This is a genomic window from Flavobacterium jumunjinense, from assembly GCF_021650975.2.
In the GTDB taxonomy this organism is placed as follows: Bacteria; Bacteroidota; Bacteroidia; order Flavobacteriales; family Flavobacteriaceae; genus Flavobacterium; species Flavobacterium jumunjinense.
The window spans coordinates 2,640,913-2,658,601 of sequence record NZ_CP091285.1; the positions used below are offsets into that span (position 1 = coordinate 2,640,913).

Sequence of the window (17,689 nt, forward strand, 5' to 3'; positions counted from 1 at the left end):
TTTAAAAAATAGATATAAAAATTAAGACATATTAGGTATGAATGTACAAAAAAGGGTGGTATTTGGAATTGTTTTTTCGATTTTGGTAGTTTTTAGTTCCTTTTCACAGCAAAAAACAAAAAATGTAATTTCGAAAATAAACAACGTAATTGTTTTTACAGAAGGAGCACAAATAACTAGAAATGGAAAAACAACATTAGAGTCTGGAAAAACAGAATTAGTATTTAGTGGTGTTTCACCTAGAATAGATAAGCAAAGTCTTCAAGTTAAAGGATCGGGTAATTTTACAATTTTGTCTGTTGTACACCAAAATAATTTTTTAAAAGAACAAGAAAACAGAAGCGAAATTGAAAAATTAGAGGCAAGTAAAAAGAGTTTGGAACAAAATAAAACAACCGAAACAAATATATTAGCGATTCTTCAAAATGAGGAAAATATTTTAGCTAAGAACCAAGTAATTGGAGGAGTTAATTCGGGCTTGAAAGCAATTGAACTGAAAGAAGCGGTAGATTTTCATAGACAGCGTTTGGTCGATTTGATTAAGCAGAAAACAGAAATAAATGAAAGAGTAGCGACAATAGATAGTGATTTAATAAAACTCAACAAACAATTAAAAGCCTTAAATCAATCCGATGAAAAGGCTACAAGCGATATTGTTGTTACGGTTTCTGCATCTTCGAGCGTTACTAATGCTAAGTTTGAGATCGATTATTATGTATTCAATGCGGGTTGGTTTTCAAATTATGATTTAAGAGTAGAAGATGTCAATAGTCCAATAGATTTGTTATTAAAAGCAAATATTTTTCAAAGTTCTGGAGAAGATTGGAAAGATGTAAATTTATCGATATCCAGTGGTAACCCTACAGAAAGTGGTGTGTCACCAACAATAAACCCGTGGTTTTTGAATTTAAATAGCCGTAGAAGTACAGGAGGTTCTGTTCAAGCTTATGGTCAGTTAATAGGAAACACTGTTTCGGGAAAAATTTCAGATAGTTATGGTCCTTTGCCTGGCGCATCTGTAATGGTTAAGGGAACTTCTATAGGAGCTCAAGCCGATTTTGACGGAAATTATTCAATAAAAGTACCTCATGTAAATTGCGAGTTAGTATTTTCTTATATAAGTATGAAATCTCAAATTGTGCAAGTAAGAAACAATACTATAAACGTGGTTCTAGAGCATGATGTGGCCCAGCTTGAAGCTGTTGTTGTTACAGCTTATAGTAGGAAAAAATCAAGAAAAAAAGAAGAAGACGAATTTAAATCGCAACCTTTAGAAACGAGTGTTAATTATCAACCAACTACAATAACCTATGATATTGATGTTCCTTATACAGTTTTGAACGATGGTAAAGTGTATACTGCGGAAATCAAAAAGTTTAATTTACCAGCAGATTATCAATATATGGCAGTGCCAAAACTAGATAAAAACGCCTATTTAACAGCAAAAATTACAGATTGGCAAGATTTGAATTTGTTCGATGGTGAATTGAATTTGTTTTTTGAAGGAGCCTTTCTAGGTAAATCTTTGTTGGACTTGCAAAATGCTTCAGATACTTTAGAAATTTCTTTAGGGAAAGATAAGGGCATTGCAATTGAAAGAAAACAGTTAAAAGAATACAAATCGAAACAATTCTTAAGCAGTAATAAAACAGAAAGTAGAGCTTTTGAAATTGCTGTAAAGAACAATAAACCTTATGCTGTTACTATTACAATCCTGGATCAATTTCCAATAAGTACTACAAAAGAAATAACAGTTTTTGATGAAGAGTATAATGAAGGTGTGATGAATGAAGAAACTAAATTAGTGACTTGGAAGTTAAAATTGCCTTCAAAATCGGAAAAGAAATTAAATTTAAAATACAAAGTAAAGAGTCCTAAAAATGCTTCCCTCATATTAGATTAAAAATTTAATTTTTTTAAGGAGCAGAAAAATTGTCATTCAGTAGAAAATAGTCCCGCTATCCACTATATCTGTCATTGCTACGTTCCTTACAATGACAGGATGCCGTTGCTATCCTACCGTGTGGACACATCTTGAAATAATTGCCATCCTTGCATAATTGAAGCGAATTTTTGAATTCCAATAGAAAAAGTAGTTATTCCAGGTTTTCGAGCACTAGTATATCCTTTCCATCCTCCAAGTCTAGCAATTGCCCATACATATCTTTTCAAATCCTTTTCTTTATAAGGATTTTTTAATTTTTCTGTTTTACCTTCTAATTTTATTATCTGATATTCTAAACATTCAAGTTCTTGATTGGTAAAACAACTTCTTGATTCTATTTCATGTTCTGGCATATCGTAGGCTATTTGCATTAAAAATAGCTTAACAATTGTTTCCATCATCATTAAAGTTAATTTTCGGATGGATTTAGCTGAACCTAATTCACTGGCTTCTATATTAAATCCTTCTTTTTTTAGTATCCTAAAAATTTCTTCTATTACCCATCTACAGGTATACCAATCAATACATTGTAAAGCAGTTTCTAAATCTAAAACTTTAATAGTTGTTAATAGTTTCCAACATATTGGATTTTCAATATTCTCACCAATTTCTTTCGCTTCTATAATATATAAATCAACACTATCTGGTGCATTTTTCGAAACTAAATCGTTTTTTTGAATAGTAACAGCTGAAAACCTTACCTCTAAAGTAGCTTCTCGCTTACTTATGTTTCTTCGTTTATCTCCTTCTAGTGCAATGGTATATTTTCCTTGAAGAGGCTCATTAGCTATAAAGTCAAATAATTTTATCTTATTTAATAATGTTCTGTTGGCTCTAGCCCTTACTAGCAACTCTGTCTTTTCATCAGGTACTATCGCAAATTGCTCATAAATATCACCTTCTCTATCTTGGATTATGATGATTTTTTTTGCCTTCTCTAGAGCTTCTTTTGATTTTTCAGAAGATTCTATCCACTTGTATGATTCTTTTTCTTCAATAGGTAATTTATTGTAATTTCTTTCCTGTTTTGTAAGTTTCTCTAGAGGTCTATTCCATATTTTAACATCAGAAAAACCATAAGGAATGAAATTATAAGCATCAACAACAAAGCTAGGGTGCAATAAAAAGCCAATCCCACCTTTTGCAGCATTAGTAGTGCCAATGAATCCGTCCTTTTTAATCCTATTTTTATGATTATAAAGATTTACTTCACTTGTGTCTTGTATGCATAAAACTGTTTTATCTAAACAGGAAGTGATACAATTAGAAGACATATTTTTGATTAATTTTGATTCTGAGATCCTATTATTCTGTAAAAAACGATAAAAAGCTTTACACTCCGATTCATTTTGGGTGATTTGTCGAATAGAATGAACACTATTACAAAATAAACTGTCCAAAATCAAATTACTTCGTCTAAGTAATCGAGAATCTTCAATATCAGTAAAATGTCTACGCATAATTTATATTTGGTCTAAAATAGTGAAAATATAGATGTGTCCACACGGTAGGTTGCTATCGGGGCTCATATCTTTACTTTAAATAAAAAGATGAAGTACGTATCTTTGAAATAGTAATCATTAATAAACAAAACCAAGTTGCAAAATTCTATCGGGGCGAAATACATTTATGATGATATTGCATACATTAGGCTAATCAATTTGGTTTTAATTACATTCAAGTCTCAATAGTACTTAATCACTTTGTTTTATATAAAGATGCTGTATAAAAAATGAGCGAAGACCATTGTAGTTTTTTGTTTATTATTCAAATCAAGATGTTATGAATTTAAAGTATTCGATTGGACTTGATGTTTCTAGTAAAAAAATTAATGCGTGTATTAGCATTATTGATGAAAGGCAAAAAGTAATTGTTAAATCTAGTTGTATTATTCCTAATACTAAAAAAGGTTTTTATGCTTTAGTAGTTTGGATTAACAAGCATAAGAAAGAATTTATTCCTGTTGTAATTTGTATGGAAGCGACAGGTATTTATCATGAGAATTGTGCCTATTATTTGTTTGATCAAGGTTTTTCTGTTTCAATTATTTTACCTAATAAAGCTAAAAAATATATAGAAGCTATTGGATTAAAGACAAAAAATGATAGTATTGATGCGAAAGGATTATCACAAATGGGAGCCGAGCAATGTTTAGAAATATGGCAACCTATGGGTGAATTTTTTTATCAGCTACGACTTTTAACTAGGCAACATCAAAATGTAACTGAATTGAAAACAGTTTTAAAAAATCAATTAGATGCTTTGAGTTTTGCAATGCATCAATCGGAATCTGTAATTAGTCAGTTAAAACAAACCATAGCGTTATTTGAAGCACAAATTAAAGAATTAAATAAAGCTATTTTAAAACACATAAAATCAAATCAAGAAATAGAACAAAGGATAAATAATATAGAATCTATAAAAGGATTAGGTGTGTTGACAATTGCAACAGTATTGGCAGAAACAAATGGTTTTGAATTGTTTTCCAATTACAAGCAAGTGGTTTCCTATGCTGGTTATGATGTTGTAGAAGCACAATCAGGGACTCGAGTTGGAAAAACTAAAATATCAAAAAGAGGCAATTCACGAATACGTCGAGCCATGCATATGCCATCGTTAGTAGTTATTAAATGTAAAGTAAAAAAGTTTAAAGACTTATATGACAGAACCTATGAGAAGCATGGTGTAAAAATGAAAAGTTATGTTGCAGTTCAAAAGAAATTATTGGTAATGATCTATCAATTATGGAAAAAGAATGAAAAATATAATCCTGAGTTTGAAATTAATATTCAAGAAAAGGAGCAGGAGTTTTCCTCTCTGCTCGGCTTTGCAAAAGCCGTCTAATAAAAAAAGTAGAAAAAAGCCCCAAACAAGTTGAGGCTAAACAGGATATACATTCAGTGAAATGTCACAGTATGAATTCCCTCTGCTAATGTAAAAATAATAAAAATTAACAAAATAAGTTAGGTAATTAAGATAGTACCTAAAAAACACGTTTCTAATTTTAGACATAATCTAATAATGAGGTTGTTGTAATTTTTGTCTATAGAAAAACAAGTCATATTCGACATTCAGGAATTTTGTGTTGTTTTTTTAAAAAACTTGTGACATTTTTTGTTTTGAAAAGTAAAGCGTCACAGTTTTTGTGACAATTTTGATTTGAAATTGGAAATGTCACACTTTTTGTGACAAATCGAAATGAATTAATGCTTTTGTCACAACAATTTTGGAGTAGCACACTATAACCAAAGCAAAAAAAATGCCAAGGTTCGCAACTGCTAAATTATGTGCCGAAATAGTATAATCACATGAAAAAGCCTTCAAATTAAAAACTTGAAGGCTTTTTTATTTCAGTAAATGCCATTAATAAATGGTATTCTATAGCATTTAGATAGTGTAAAGGTCTAATGAATATGTTTTTCGGCATGATATGAAGAACGAACAAGCGCACCACTTTCAACATGTCTAAAGCCTAGTTCTTTGCCAATTTTTTCATATTTCTCAAATTGTTCTGGAGAAATATATTCTTTAACGGGTAAATGTTTTTTACTCGGTTGCAGGTATTGACCTATAGTTACAATGTCAACGTTAGCATCTCTCAAGTCATGAAGTACTTGTATGACTTCTTCTTCTTTTTCTCCTAAACCAAGCATTATTCCCGATTTGGTTCTCTTGATACCTTGTTCTTTCAAGTAACGCAAAACCTCTAAACTCTTTTCATATTTCGCCTGAATACGAACTTCTCTCGTTAATCGTTTTACAGTTTCCATATTGTGAGAAACAACTTCTGGTGCAACTTCGATAATGCGATCTAGGTTTCTAGTATTTCCTTGAAAATCTGGAATTAAGGTTTCTAAGGTTGTGTTTGGATTCATTCTTCGAATGGCTTTCACTGTTTCTGCCCAAATGATAGAACCCATATCTTTCAAATCATCACGATCAACACTTGTGATAACCGCATGTTTAATTTTCATTAATTTGATAGAGCGAGCCACTTTTTCGGGTTCATCCCAGTCCACTGTTTCAGGTCTTCCAGTTTTAACACCACAAAAACCACACGAACGTGTACAAATGTTTCCAAGTATCATGAATGTAGCGGTTCCTTCACCCCAACATTCTCCCATATTGGGGCAACTACCTGAAGCACAAATTGTATTTAAGCTATATTTATCGACTAATCCTCTTAATTCGGTATATTTTTTTCCTGTAGGAAGCTTCACTCTAAGCCATTTTGGTTTAGGTTCTCTTGGTGGAAAAACATTCTCGGTAACAGTATTCATAGAAAAAATTTTGAAGTACAAAGATAGTGAGATTTGATAAAACAAAAGTATAAATATAGTTTTTTAAGATTTGTTTACTATTCTGTGAAATCTAAATCGATATTGTGTGTTTCTGGAATGGTTAAAGTAGTATATATTGCTATTGTAAAAACAATGGTTCCAACAATAGCAATACTCGTAATTATATCATTGTTTATTTTTAAAGTGTCATACCAAAATAATATAATAGGAAGTAAACCACGAACCATATTGAAAATAGTAGTTGTTGCAGTATTTCAGATGTTTGTTTTAAATTGTTCTGTATCGACTGTAATAAATACAATGAAAGGTGAAGGAAACAAGAGTTTTGATTTCTGTTGAGAAGTAAGGTTTTCTATTTGTATTTTGATTTTATCAAATATATAAATTCTTATTTTTATTTTTTCTTCTCTTTTTTTGAAATAGTTTCGGCTAATAATTTTTTAGCGCGCAACAGTTTTATTTTAATATTATTCAAAGGTTCGTCAAGCTGTTCTGCCATATCTTGATAGGTCATCTCTTGAAAATACCGCAATTGTATTACCTCTTGATAGGCTGGTTTTAAGGTTTTGATATAATTTAAAAGTTGCGACAAATTTTGTTCAGTAATAATATCATCTTCTATTGTTGGAGTTTCATCAACTACATTAAATGCATTGTTGTTGTCTTCGTCTGTGATGTCAATAAATAATGAAGTTTTCTTTTTGCGAAGCATGTCGATATGAACATTTTTTGCAATTGTAATTAACCAAGTGTTAAAACCGAACTCAGGATTATAAGTGTTTATTTTATCAAATGCTTTCGCAAAAGTTTCAATAGTAATGTCGTCTGTATCGGTTTCGTTTTCTGTTCTTTTCAACATAAAACCGTAGACTTCATTCCAAAAGAAATCAAGTAGAAAAGTAAAAGCAACTTGGTCACCCGTTTTTGCTTTTTCAATATTGTTTAAAATAATCTCCGAATTTATTTCCAATGTACAGGTTTTGAGAAAATATTAGTAAAGAAAACGTTTAATTGTGTGAAAATAACGAAAATTTCAATAATTGGATACCAATGCATTACATCTTTTTCATTTAATTTTTTCGCAGCATATCCTAAACTTATCCAAGTAAATAAATAGCGAAATATAATTATACCAAGTACAATCATCCATTGGTATTGAAACGCTAATAGCGTAATTGCTAAAAGGAAAAAGAATAATTGTGAAACAAAAAACAAGCCTAATTGAAAGCGATCAAAAGCAGTATATAATTTTGCAGTTGAAACATGTCTTCTTTTTTGATTGAACCAATCTTTATATGTTTTGTTAGGTTCCGAATAGGTAAAACTCTCAGGAGTATAACAAGTTGTAGTGTTGTTTTTTGTGCTTGCTTGATTAACAAATAAATCATCGTCTCCAGAACGCACTTTCATGTGTTCTACAAAACCACCAACGCTAAAAAAAGTTTCTTTAGTATAGGCAAGATTTCGACCAACTCCCATGTAGGGTTTGCCAATTTTTGCCCAGCCAAAATATTGTGAAGCTGTTAATAAAGTTTCAAAACGAATAATTTTATTTAGAAACGATTTTTTAATTTTATCATAAGCTCCGTATCCTAAAACGATAGTTTTCTTTTCTGAAAACTTGCTGCTCATATGGGTTATCCAATCGTTTGAATTCGGATAACAGTCTGCATCAATGAATAATAGATTGTTGTTTTTTGCGACTTTAATACCTAGTGTTAAAGCATATTTTTTATTCCCCCAAAAGGTTTCATTATTTTCAACTTTTACTAGTTTTACATTTGAATATTGTTTTTCATAGGCTTCAAATAATTCTAATGTATCATCTGTTGAAGCATCGTCAATTAGGACAATCTCATAATCAGGATAATTTTGAGAAATTAAATGCGGAAAAAACTTTTTTACGTTTTCGGCTTCATTTTTTGCGCAAACAATAACCGAAATTGGTTCAGAACTTGGAAGAATTTGTTTGGGTTTAGAAAATGAAAAGCGACCAAATATAAATATATAATATATGAACTGTATACTAACAAAAGATGCTAGCAACAGCAGTAAGATTTGTAAAAACATAGTTAGATTTTTTAATTGGAAAAATTAAGAGTGAGATTGATCTTCACAATTTTTCATCTCTTCTGGTGTTTTTCCACAAAAACCACAGTTTTCACCTTCAGGATTTAAGAAAGGACTTTGACTAGCACAAGTTCCAGCAAATTTACCATCTTTTTTAGCCCAAATTTTTATAGTTATACCAATAACTGCAACTGCTAAAAGACCTATGGTTAGTAGAATTAATTTCATATGTTTAGAATTTATTTTTATAAGTAATATATGATAACACAGTTTTATAATTTCAAATTGTTTCTAACAAATTTGTTGTTAATGGCGATTTCATATATCAATATTTTTAATTAGTTGTCTCTAATGTGTTTGCTTTGGTTGCTAGTAGTATTTTTTAATTATACTCAAAAAGTAAGACTGCAAAAATACAAAAGAATTAATATAAATAGTGTGTTTTTAGGTTAAATAATGTTTACTTCTGCTTCGATTTGTATTCCAAATTTCTCTAAAATAGTGGTTTGTATGTCTTTAGAAACCGATAAAATCTCACTTCCAGTTGCGTTACCGTAGTTAACTAATACGAGTGCTTGATTTTTGTGAATTCCTGCATCATTAAAGCGTTTTCCTTTAAAACCAGCTTGTTCAATAAGCCAGCCAGCGGGTACTTTTACAGTGTTTTCGGAAACAATATAATGTGGCATTTCTGGGTGAGATTGTACGATTTTTTCGTAATCGGATTTTTTTATAATCGGATTTTTGAAAAAACTACCACTATTTCCTAATTCTTTTGGATCGGGTAATTTACTTTTCCTAATAGCAATGACAGCGTTACTGACATCTCTAAGAGTTGGTTGAGTAATGTTTTGAAGGTTAAGCTCTGTTTCAATTGCACCATACGAAGTGTTTAAAACATGGTTTCTTTTAGATAATTTAAAAGTAACGGCTGTAATAATGTATTTGTTTCTTAGCTCGTTTTTAAAAACACTTTCTCTGTATCCGAACAGGCAATCAGTTTTGTAGAATGTTTTTACTTCTTGTGTTTCAATCTCCATAGCTTCACAGCTAAAAAAAGTATCTTTAATTTCTACACCATAAGCACCAATGTTTTGGATGGGAGTAGTGCCAACGTTTCCAGGAATTAATGATAAGTTTTCAATTCCACCATAATTATTTTCAATACAATGCATTACAAATTCGTGCCAGTTTTCACCAGCATTAGCTTTTATTAATACATAATCCTCATCAGATTGAGTTACTTCAATTCCCTTTAAGTCAATATGAACAACGAGTTTGTCTATGTCTTTAGTGAGTAACATATTACTACCTCCTCCTAAAATAAAGATGTCTTTTTCATTTTGAAGTAGTGTTGCTAATTCTTCTTTTGTATGTATTGCGATGAACTGTTTTGCTTTAGCATCGATACCAAAAGTATTGTGTTTTTTTAAAGAAAAATTAGATTGAATATTCATTGTAAAATAAATTTAATGATGCAAAAATAAGGATAAATTCGATAATTAAAGCGTATAGATTGTATAGGATTGATGTGTATTTTTTATAATACTTTCAGTTCTTTCAGCATGAGTATCTGAAATGAATATTTGTCCAAAAACCTTATCATTTACCATGGTTACGATTTTAGCAACTCTTGACTCGTCTAGTTTGTCAAAAATATCGTCAAATAATAAAAGAGGTAATTCGCCACTTTGCTCCTTGATAAACTCAAATTGAGCAAGCTTTAAAGCAATTAAAAAGGATTTTTGCTGTCCTTGGGAGCCAAACTTTTTAATTGGATAACCTTCAATTTCAAATGATAAATCATCTTTATGAATTCCAGTACTGGTATATTGTAGTGCCCTGTCTTTACTAATGTTTTGATTGAATAATGTTCTTAAATCTGCTCTAAAAAGTTGACTTTGATAAATCAATTGAACGCTTTCTGCTTCTGTAGAAATAATAGCGTAATATTTCTGAAAAATAGGAATAAATTGATCTAAGAAGTGTTTTCTTTTTTCAAAAATAACTTTCCCTAAAGGCTCTAGTTGATCATCGTAAACAGCTAAATTGTCTTTGTCAAAAGTTTGATTTAAAGCGAAATATTTAAGTAATGCATTGCGTTGAGCGATTAATTTTTGATATTGGATAAGCTCATTTAAGTACTTGTTGTCTAAAGTTGAGATTACGCTATCAATAAATTTTCTTCTAGTTTCGCTACCTTCAATAATTAAATCGGTGTCGGAAGGAGAAATAATTACCAGAGGAATAAAACCGATATGCTCAGAAAGCTTCTCGTAGATTTTATTATTTCTTTTTATTATTTTCTTTTGCCCACGTTTTAAACTACAGGAAATTTTTTCTTCATGATCTTTTTTGTTGAAAATTGCATCAATTAAAAAGAAATCTTCATCATGTTTGATATTTTGTGATGCTAATGGGTTGAAATAGCTCTTTCCATAGGCTAAATGATAAATAGCATCTAGAATATTTGTTTTACCAATTCCGTTTTTACCTACGAAACAATTGATTTTGTTGTCAAAATCGAAAGTTTGAGAGGTTATGTTTTTATAATTAAGTAAGGTTAAATGCTGTAGAAACACTATATATAAAGGCTTTTGGTTAAAAATCTATGCAAAAATACTATGAAAAAACAGAAAATAATTATAATTTGTTTTTTATTTATTTTCAGGGTGATAATGTAGATAAAATAAGAATATAGTAATATTTTAAAATATTTCTTGTGTCTGTTTCAATAAAAATTATATTTTTGCAACTTTAATAAACTTATTATAAATGGCAACATATAACAAAAGAGGTTATAAAGCACCCAAACCTAAAGACGTTTTAGATAACGAGAATGAATTTGAAGAAGTATTAGAATCTGGAGAAAGTACTACGGAAGAAGTATTTAATACACTAGATGCAACCGCTTCAAAAACTGAAGAATGGGTAGCTAAAAATCAAAAGTTAATTTTAGGAGTTGTTGGTGCTATCGCTTTGACGACTATTGGGTATTTACTTTACAATAAATTTGCTGTAGAGCCTAAAGAAGAGAAAGCATTAAATGATATCTATCAAGCTCAAGTTTATTTTAATGATGCTTTAGCAAATACAGAAAACCCAGATTCATTATTTAACTTAGCGCTTAAAGGTGGTGAAGGTAAATTAGGATTAATTGGTGTAATAGAAGAATATTCTGGTACAAAATCTGGAAATGTAGCAAATTATTATGCTGGTATGGCATATTTACATATTAAAGATTTTAAAAATGCTGAAAAATATTTATCAAGCTACAAAGCTGATGATGCAATTACAAAAGCAGAAGCATTAGGAGCGTTAGGAGATGCCTATTCAGAATTGAATAAAGTGGATGAAGCTATCAATAATTATAAGAAAGCAGCTGAAGCTGATGAAAATGATTATACTACTCCAAGATTTTTAATGAAAGCAGCTCAATTGTGTTATTTAAATAACAAGAAAGCTGATGCAAATGCATTATTTGTAAAAATTAAAGAAAAATACGAAACGTCTAGAGAAGCTCAAAATATTGATGCTTTAATTACTATGACAGAATAAGCTACTATGGCTACAGAAAATAAAAATTTATCACAGTACGATAAAAACACAATCCCAAATGCGAAAGATTTTCGATTTGGGATTGTTGTTTCAGAGTGGAATGATACAGTAACAAACGGTTTGTTTGAAGGGGCAAAAGCAGCTTTATTAGACTGCGGAACACTTCCTGAAAATATTATTCGTTGGGATGTTCCTGGAAGTTTTGAACTTGTTTTTGGTTCAAAAAGAATGATAGAAACACAAAAAGTTGATTGTGTAATAGCAATTGGTTGTGTAGTGAAAGGCGAAACAATGCATTTTGAATTTGTATGCGATGGAACAACACAGGGAATTAAGGATTTGAATGTAAAATATGATGTTCCTACAATCTTTTGTTTGTTAACCGATAATACGATGCAACAATCTATTGATAGAAGTGGAGGAAAGCATGGAAATAAAGGAACAGAAGCTGCTATAGCTGCTATAAAAATGGTAGCGCTAAATAAAAAGAGTTAAAGATTAACTGTTTTATAGAATGAGAAACACATTTAACAAAGTTTTGTTAAATGTGTTTCTCATTCTATGTATTTTTAAGTATTTTTGGTGTTATAAAAAGTTAAAACTTGTTGTATAAACCAAAAAATAGAACCTTTAATTATAATCCTCGATTTTCAAATGAAAATCATGCTGATACCAATGATGATTCTTCATCAAAAAAAGATTTTATTCCAAAGCGGAAAGGTATACATAAACAAAATAGAAAAGTAAAAACTACTCAATCAATTAGTACATTAATACTATTGTTGGTATTATTATTGATAGGTATGTTTGTATTGAATTCCTATATTGAATAATTAAAACAGATGTATTATGGGGCTTATCGGAAAGAGAAAAAATAAGAAATATAATTATCAACCACGTTATTTTGATAATAACGGAGAAGGGAGTCCTTTTGAAATTAAGCATAAGTTTGATGAATATAGAGTAACTGTAGGTTCTGATAAAGGATTAAAAGTTAAATTTGTAAAAGCTTTAAACGATTTTAAGTATAATCAAAATAGAGAAGCGAATAGACGAATTTTGATTATTATAGGTGTTTTGTTACTTGTTTTTTTATTCATAATAGACTTTGACTTATCTATTTTCAAAAAGAAATAAATGTCCAGTATAATACAGTTATTACCTGACCATGTTGCGAACCAAATTGCGGCTGGTGAGGTTGTTCAAAGACCTGCTTCAGTTGTAAAAGAATTGCTTGAAAATGCTATCGATGCGAGAGCAAATGATATTAAATTGATTGTTAAAGATGCAGGTAAAACATTAATTCAAGTAATCGATAATGGTGTTGGAATGAGTGTGACCGATGCACGTATGTGTTTCGAACGTCATGCTACTTCAAAGATTCGTTTAGCGGAAGATTTATTCGAATTAAGTACAAAAGGCTTTCGTGGAGAAGCTTTGGCTTCTATAGCAGCTATTGCGCATGTAGAATTAAAAACGAAACAAGATCAAGAAGAATTAGGACATCACATTATTATTGAGGGAAGTAAATTCGTTTCGCAAGAAGTTGCGGTTTTGCCAAAAGGAACCTCTTTCTTAGTAAAAAATTTATTTTTTAATATTCCAGCCCGAAGAAACTTCTTGAAATCGGAAACTGTTGAAATGCGTCATATTTTTGATGAATTTCAACGTGTAGCATTAGCACATCCAAATATTTATTTTACGTTGATTCATAATGGAAGTGAAACGTATAATTTGCCTTCATCAAACTATAGACAAAGAATTGTAAATCTACTTGGTGGGAAAACGAATGAAAAGTTAGTACCGGTAACAGAGGATACAGAAATTGTTAAAATTAGTGGCTTTGTTGGGAAACCAGAATATGCTAAGAAAAGTAGAAGTGAACAATTTTTCTTTGTGAATGATCGCTTCATTAAAAGTGGTTATTTGCATCATGCAATTATGAATGCTTTTGATGGTTTGTTAAAAGAAGGTAATCAACCTAGCTATTTTCTGTATTTAGAAGTACCTCCACACACTATAGATATTAATATTCATCCAACTAAAACAGAAATTAAGTTTGATGATGAACAAGCATTGTATGCTATTTTACGTTCTGCTGTTAAACATAGTTTAGGGCAGTTCAATGTGGCTCCTGTTCTTGATTTTGAACGGGATCCTAATTTAGATACGCCCTACGAATATAAAAACAAAGATTCCCATTCACCAACCATACAGGTTAATGCGAATTATAATCCTTTTGCTGATGAAAAGCCAGTTAAAAGTGGAGGAAATTCCTATGCGTCAAGTGGAAATTATACTAAAAAAGAAACAGCAAACTCTTGGGAAAGTTTATATGTAGATTTACGAAAAGATACTGCTGAGGTTGAAAGTATTTCATTCGAAAGTGAAGAAGTTACGGGATCTTTTTTTGAAAGTAAAGAGGTAGAAACGACAACGTCAAGAACCTATCAAATACATAAAAAATATATTGTTAGTTCTATTAAATCGGGAATGCTAGTAATCGATCAAAACAAAGCACATCAGCGTATTTTATATGAACAATATTTAATTAATATAACAGTAAAACATGCTTCAAGTCAGCAGTTATTGTTTCCGTTAGAGTTATATTTTTCAAGAGAAGAAATTCTCTTCATAAAAGAATTACAACCTTCTTTAGAAAATACAGGATTTGTTTTTGATGAAATAAAGGAGGATAGTATTCAAATTGGAGGTATTCCAGTTTCTATTCAGGAAAGTGAAGTGAGTATTTTATTGGAAGAGTTGATAAACGGATTGCAAAACGATATTCCGGAAACGACTTTTTCATTAAATGACGGAATAGCAAAAACGATGGCGAAAAGTTTAGCTGTTAAAACAGGAAGTTATTTAACAGAAATGGAACAAGAGAATTTAGTAAACGGATTATTTGCCTGTAAAGATCCAAATGTTTCACCATTTAATAAACCTACCTTTATCACTATTAGTGTTGAAGATTTAGATAAAAAATTTGCATTATGATTAAAATGACAGACATGGTAAAGCACTTGCTTATCATTAATATTATATTTTTTGTTGTAAGTATTGTGTTACCTAACTCAAATGACTTATTGGTTATGCATTATATTGAAAGTGATAAATTTCAACTTTGGCAACCTTTAACAAGTATGTTTATGCATGCTGGTCCAATGCATATTTTCTTTAATATGTTTGCTTTGGTTTCTTTTGGTAGTGCATTAGAGCAAATGTGGGGAAGTAATAAGTTTTTGTTTTTTTATATTTCATGTGGTTTTGGAGCAACTTTATTACATGTTGGAATTGATTATTTTGAAGTTCATAATATACTAGGTTCTATTTCTCATTTAAATTTAACTTCGAGTGAGATTCATACATTATTAAATTTAGATTATTCATCTTTGTTTGATGCTGATGGTGTGATGAAAAATGGAGAGGTTAAGACAATACTCGATAGAGTTAATGCTAATCAAGAAGACTTTAATTATATTTTAGAGGCTTTTTCAAAAACTAGATCTGTGCTATTAGGAGCTTCAGGAGCTATTTATGGTTTGTTAGTAGCTTTTGCTTTTTTGTATCCAAACGCTGCACTTGGTATTATGTTTATTCCAATTCCTATTAAAGCAAAATATTTTGTACCAGGTGTGTTAGCGATAGATTTGTTTTTAGGATTGAAAGGGAATGCTCTTTTTGGTAATGGAGGTACAGGAATAGCTCACTTTGCACATTTAGGTGGTGCTTTAGTCGGTTTTTTAATGATGTGGTTTTGGAAAAAAAATCAATTTGATAAGAACCGTTGGGACAGAAAATAATATTTATTATTAACGCTGTAATTTGTAACAAGTTTCGATAATGTAGACCAATAGAAGGATAGAAATGCCACATTGATACTAAAAAAAAATATTATGAATATTATTGAAGACATAAAACAGCAATATAAAACTGGAGGTATTGTTCAAAAAATAATTTTTTTGAACATAGCTGTGTTCTTGCTTTCAATTATTTTTTTCTATTCTTTTCAAGGAAAATCTTTTGAGTATCCTTTATGGTTAGGCTTATTTTCAGATACAAAACAGTTAATTTTCAGGCCTTGGACATTAGTTTCCTATATGTTTCTTCATGGTGGTTTTTTTCATTTGCTTTTTAATTTGATGGTACTTCATTTCTCAGGAAAGCTATTCTTAAGTTATTTTACAGGAAAACAATTTTTAGGAGTATATCTTTTAGGTGGTGTTTTCTCTGGGTTGATTTATTTGTTTGCTTTTTATTTGTTAGGAGATTATTCAGTACTAGTTGGGGCAAGTGCAGCCATTATGTCAATTCTTATTGCAGTGTCTGTTTATGCACCTTATATGTTGCTTCGTATGCCGTTAATTGGAACGGTGAAGTTATGGCAAGTAGCTGGAGTAATTGTTCTATTAGATTTAATTCAAGTTCCTTTGAATAATACTGGAGGACATATATCGCATTTAAGTGGCGCTTTGTTTGGTTTCATATTTGTAAAATCATTGCAAAGAGGAATTGATTTATCGAAAGGAATTTCTAAAATTCAAGATTTTTTTGAAGGTTTATTAAAACCTAAAGTGAAGACACCATTTAAAAAAGTGCATAAAAACACTACAAATTCAAATACAACAACTACTTTTACAAGCCAAACAAGTGAGATTAATCAGAAAAGAATAGACGATATTCTAGATAAGATTAGCAAAACAGGCTACGATAGTTTGTCTAAAGAAGAGAAAGAATTTTTATTTAAAGTAGGAAACAGTTGAGAGAAGAATCATTATTTAGTAGGTTATTGTTTTTTGTTAATAAGGTTTTGGCCTTGTTAACTTTCCTTGCTTATATACTGCCATTTCTTGCTCCTAAACTTTTTCCTTTTTTAAGTGTCTTGACTTTATTGTTGCCAATGTTTCTGATATTTAATTTTATATTTTTTATCATTTGGTTATTACAATTAAAACGAAAAGCATTATTATCTGGATTTGTATTGTTAATAGGTATAACCTTTATTAGTAAATTATATCGCTTTTCAGATACTAATTTGGAAGTAGAATCGGAAGACTTTACCTTGATGAGTTATAATGTGCGTTTGTTTAATAAATACGAATGGTTGCCAAATAAGAAAGTGCCTAGTGATATATCTGATGTAATTCAAAACTATAATCCCGATATATTATGCCTTCAAGAGTATACTCCAAATGAAGAGGTTCGGTTAAGGAATTTTAGATTTAAAAATGTTGAAGTTGAAGGCGATAAAAATAAATACGGGCAAGCTATTTTTTCTAAATATGAAATCATTAATAGAGGAAAAATAGATTTTCCAGATTCTAATAATAATGTAATTTTTGCAGATATCGTAAAGTTTAAAGATACCATTAGAGTGTATAGTATGCATTTACAATCGGTTAAGATTAGTACAGATATTCATGAGAAGCTAAATGAAAGCAAATCAAAATTTATCTTTAAAAGAATAAGCGAAGCATTCAAACAACAACAAATGCAATCGGAATTAATCAAAGAGCATTATTTGGGATGTGCTTATCCTAAAATTATTTGTGGAGACATGAATAATAGTGCTTTTTCCTATGTGTATAGAAATATAAAAGGAGAAATGAGTGATGCTTTTGAAGAATCTGGATTAGGCTTTGGAAAGTCTTATAATTTTAAATATTACCCTGCACGAATTGATTATGTTTTTGCTGAAAAAACTTTTGAAATAAAAGAGTTTATTACAAATAATCAGGTGAAATTAAGCGATCATTTTCCAGTAATAACCAGGCTAAAGATTAAAGAAAAGAAAGAAGACAAAAAATAAATA

General features: G+C 30.1%; 18 protein-coding genes. 10 read left to right on the forward strand and 8 right to left on the reverse strand.

Going from position 1 to position 17,689, the window contains the following annotated elements; translation table 11 throughout:
• Positions 1–37: 37 nt before the first annotated feature.
• Entirely contained in the window at positions 38–1,903 is a 1,866-nt protein-coding gene (locus L2Z92_RS11720; RefSeq protein WP_236453286.1) for a DUF4139 domain-containing protein, read from the forward strand.
• A 113-nt stretch (positions 1,904–2,016) separates the two neighbouring features.
• Here the strand turns inward: L2Z92_RS11720 and L2Z92_RS11725 are convergent, their stop codons facing one another.
• Positions 2,017–3,405, reverse strand: a complete 1,389-nt coding sequence (locus L2Z92_RS11725; RefSeq protein ID WP_236453288.1) for an IS4 family transposase — start codon at positions 3,403–3,405, stop codon at positions 2,017–2,019.
• A gap of 322 nt (positions 3,406–3,727) precedes the next feature.
• Between L2Z92_RS11725 and L2Z92_RS11730 the strand changes: the two genes are divergently transcribed.
• The gene (locus L2Z92_RS11730; RefSeq protein ID WP_236453290.1) at positions 3,728–4,789 is read left to right on the forward strand and encodes an IS110 family RNA-guided transposase; all 1,062 of its coding nucleotides are present in this window, start codon (positions 3,728–3,730) and stop codon (positions 4,787–4,789) included.
• A 560-nt stretch (positions 4,790–5,349) separates the two neighbouring features.
• Here the strand turns inward: L2Z92_RS11730 and lipA are convergent.
• From lipA to recF, 7 genes are all read right to left on the reverse strand, one after another.
• Complete coding sequence (gene lipA, locus L2Z92_RS11735) at positions 5,350–6,225, reverse strand: lipoyl synthase (RefSeq protein ID WP_236453292.1); 876 nt, start codon at positions 6,223–6,225, stop codon at positions 5,350–5,352.
• A gap of 77 nt (positions 6,226–6,302) precedes the next feature.
• Positions 6,303–6,473, reverse strand: a complete 171-nt coding sequence (locus L2Z92_RS11740) for a hypothetical protein (RefSeq protein WP_236453294.1) — start codon at positions 6,471–6,473, stop codon at positions 6,303–6,305.
• A 167-nt stretch (positions 6,474–6,640) separates the two neighbouring features.
• Positions 6,641–7,216 carry an RNA polymerase sigma factor gene (locus L2Z92_RS11745; protein WP_236453296.1) on the reverse strand — a complete coding sequence of 192 codons (576 nt, stop codon included), beginning with the start codon at positions 7,214–7,216 and terminating at the stop codon, positions 6,641–6,643.
• Positions 7,207–8,316 (reverse strand): glycosyltransferase, encoded by a 1,110-nt coding sequence (locus L2Z92_RS11750; RefSeq protein WP_236453298.1) that lies wholly within the window; start codon positions 8,314–8,316, stop codon positions 7,207–7,209. Before L2Z92_RS11750 ends, L2Z92_RS11745 begins: the two co-directional genes overlap by 10 nt.
• Before the next feature lie 24 nt (positions 8,317–8,340).
• Positions 8,341–8,544 (reverse strand): membrane or secreted protein, encoded by a 204-nt coding sequence (locus L2Z92_RS11755; protein WP_236453301.1) that lies wholly within the window; start codon positions 8,542–8,544, stop codon positions 8,341–8,343.
• A gap of 221 nt (positions 8,545–8,765) precedes the next feature.
• On the reverse strand, positions 8,766–9,773 hold the full coding sequence (gene murB, locus L2Z92_RS11760) for a UDP-N-acetylmuramate dehydrogenase (RefSeq protein ID WP_236453304.1): 1,008 nt from the start codon (positions 9,771–9,773) through the stop codon (positions 8,766–8,768).
• A gap of 45 nt (positions 9,774–9,818) precedes the next feature.
• The gene (gene recF / locus L2Z92_RS11765; protein WP_236453307.1) at positions 9,819–10,898 is read right to left on the reverse strand and encodes a DNA replication/repair protein RecF; all 1,080 of its coding nucleotides are present in this window, start codon (positions 10,896–10,898) and stop codon (positions 9,819–9,821) included.
• Between the two features lie 193 nt (positions 10,899–11,091).
• Between recF and L2Z92_RS11770 the strand changes: the two genes are divergently transcribed.
• The 8 genes from L2Z92_RS11770 (at position 11,092) to L2Z92_RS11805 (ending at position 17,686) form a co-directional block, all read left to right on the forward strand.
• Complete coding sequence (locus L2Z92_RS11770; protein WP_236453310.1) at positions 11,092–11,874, forward strand: tetratricopeptide repeat protein; 783 nt, start codon at positions 11,092–11,094, stop codon at positions 11,872–11,874.
• A 6-nt stretch (positions 11,875–11,880) separates the two neighbouring features.
• Positions 11,881–12,369, forward strand: a complete 489-nt coding sequence (ribH, locus tag L2Z92_RS11775; RefSeq protein ID WP_236453313.1) for a 6,7-dimethyl-8-ribityllumazine synthase — start codon at positions 11,881–11,883, stop codon at positions 12,367–12,369.
• A 110-nt stretch (positions 12,370–12,479) separates the two neighbouring features.
• Entirely contained in the window at positions 12,480–12,707 is a 228-nt protein-coding gene (locus L2Z92_RS11780; protein ID WP_236453316.1) for a hypothetical protein, read from the forward strand.
• Positions 12,708–12,723: 16 nt separating this feature from the next.
• The gene (locus L2Z92_RS11785) at positions 12,724–13,011 is read left to right on the forward strand and encodes a riboflavin synthase subunit beta (RefSeq protein ID WP_236453319.1); all 288 of its coding nucleotides are present in this window, start codon (positions 12,724–12,726) and stop codon (positions 13,009–13,011) included.
• A complete protein-coding gene (gene mutL, locus L2Z92_RS11790; protein ID WP_236453322.1) occupies positions 13,012–14,874 on the forward strand; it encodes a DNA mismatch repair endonuclease MutL in 1,863 nt (620 codons plus the stop codon).
• The gene (locus L2Z92_RS11795) at positions 14,871–15,680 is read left to right on the forward strand and encodes a rhomboid family intramembrane serine protease (RefSeq protein ID WP_236453325.1); all 810 of its coding nucleotides are present in this window, start codon (positions 14,871–14,873) and stop codon (positions 15,678–15,680) included. The genes mutL and L2Z92_RS11795 overlap by 4 nt, the downstream gene beginning before the upstream one ends.
• 93 nt (positions 15,681–15,773) lie before the next feature.
• The gene (locus L2Z92_RS11800; RefSeq protein WP_236453328.1) at positions 15,774–16,640 is read left to right on the forward strand and encodes a rhomboid family intramembrane serine protease; all 867 of its coding nucleotides are present in this window, start codon (positions 15,774–15,776) and stop codon (positions 16,638–16,640) included.
• On the forward strand, positions 16,637–17,686 hold the full coding sequence (locus tag L2Z92_RS11805) for an endonuclease/exonuclease/phosphatase family protein (RefSeq protein WP_236453331.1): 1,050 nt from the start codon (positions 16,637–16,639) through the stop codon (positions 17,684–17,686). The genes L2Z92_RS11800 and L2Z92_RS11805 overlap by 4 nt, the downstream gene beginning before the upstream one ends.
• Positions 17,687–17,689: the final 3 nt, after the last annotated feature.

Excerpts from the sequence above, each read along its gene's own strand:
- L2Z92_RS11730 (WP_236453290.1), top strand. The coding sequence starts at position 3,728 with ATGAATTTAAAGTATTCGATTGGACTTGATGTTTCTAGTAAAAAAATT.
- L2Z92_RS11770 (WP_236453310.1), top strand. The coding sequence starts at position 11,092 with ATGGCAACATATAACAAAAGAGGTTATAAAGCACCCAAACCTAAAGAC.
- L2Z92_RS11725 (WP_236453288.1), bottom strand. The coding sequence starts at position 3,405 with ATGCGTAGACATTTTACTGATATTGAAGATTCTCGATTACTTAGACGA.
- L2Z92_RS11740 (WP_236453294.1), bottom strand. The coding sequence starts at position 6,473 with ATGGTTCGTGGTTTACTTCCTATTATATTATTTTGGTATGACACTTTA.
- murB (WP_236453304.1), bottom strand. The coding sequence starts at position 9,773 with ATGAATATTCAATCTAATTTTTCTTTAAAAAAACACAATACTTTTGGT.
- L2Z92_RS11795 (WP_236453325.1), top strand. The coding sequence starts at position 14,871 with ATGATTAAAATGACAGACATGGTAAAGCACTTGCTTATCATTAATATT.
- ribH (WP_236453313.1), top strand. The coding sequence starts at position 11,881 with ATGGCTACAGAAAATAAAAATTTATCACAGTACGATAAAAACACAATC.
- mutL (WP_236453322.1), top strand. The coding sequence starts at position 13,012 with ATGTCCAGTATAATACAGTTATTACCTGACCATGTTGCGAACCAAATT.
- L2Z92_RS11750 (WP_236453298.1), bottom strand. The coding sequence starts at position 8,316 with ATGTTTTTACAAATCTTACTGCTGTTGCTAGCATCTTTTGTTAGTATA.
- L2Z92_RS11800 (WP_236453328.1), top strand. The coding sequence starts at position 15,774 with ATGAATATTATTGAAGACATAAAACAGCAATATAAAACTGGAGGTATT.
- L2Z92_RS11755 (WP_236453301.1), bottom strand. The coding sequence starts at position 8,544 with ATGAAATTAATTCTACTAACCATAGGTCTTTTAGCAGTTGCAGTTATT.
- L2Z92_RS11720 (WP_236453286.1), top strand. The coding sequence starts at position 38 with ATGAATGTACAAAAAAGGGTGGTATTTGGAATTGTTTTTTCGATTTTG.
- lipA (WP_236453292.1), bottom strand. The coding sequence starts at position 6,225 with ATGAATACTGTTACCGAGAATGTTTTTCCACCAAGAGAACCTAAACCA.
- L2Z92_RS11785 (WP_236453319.1), top strand. The coding sequence starts at position 12,724 with ATGGGGCTTATCGGAAAGAGAAAAAATAAGAAATATAATTATCAACCA.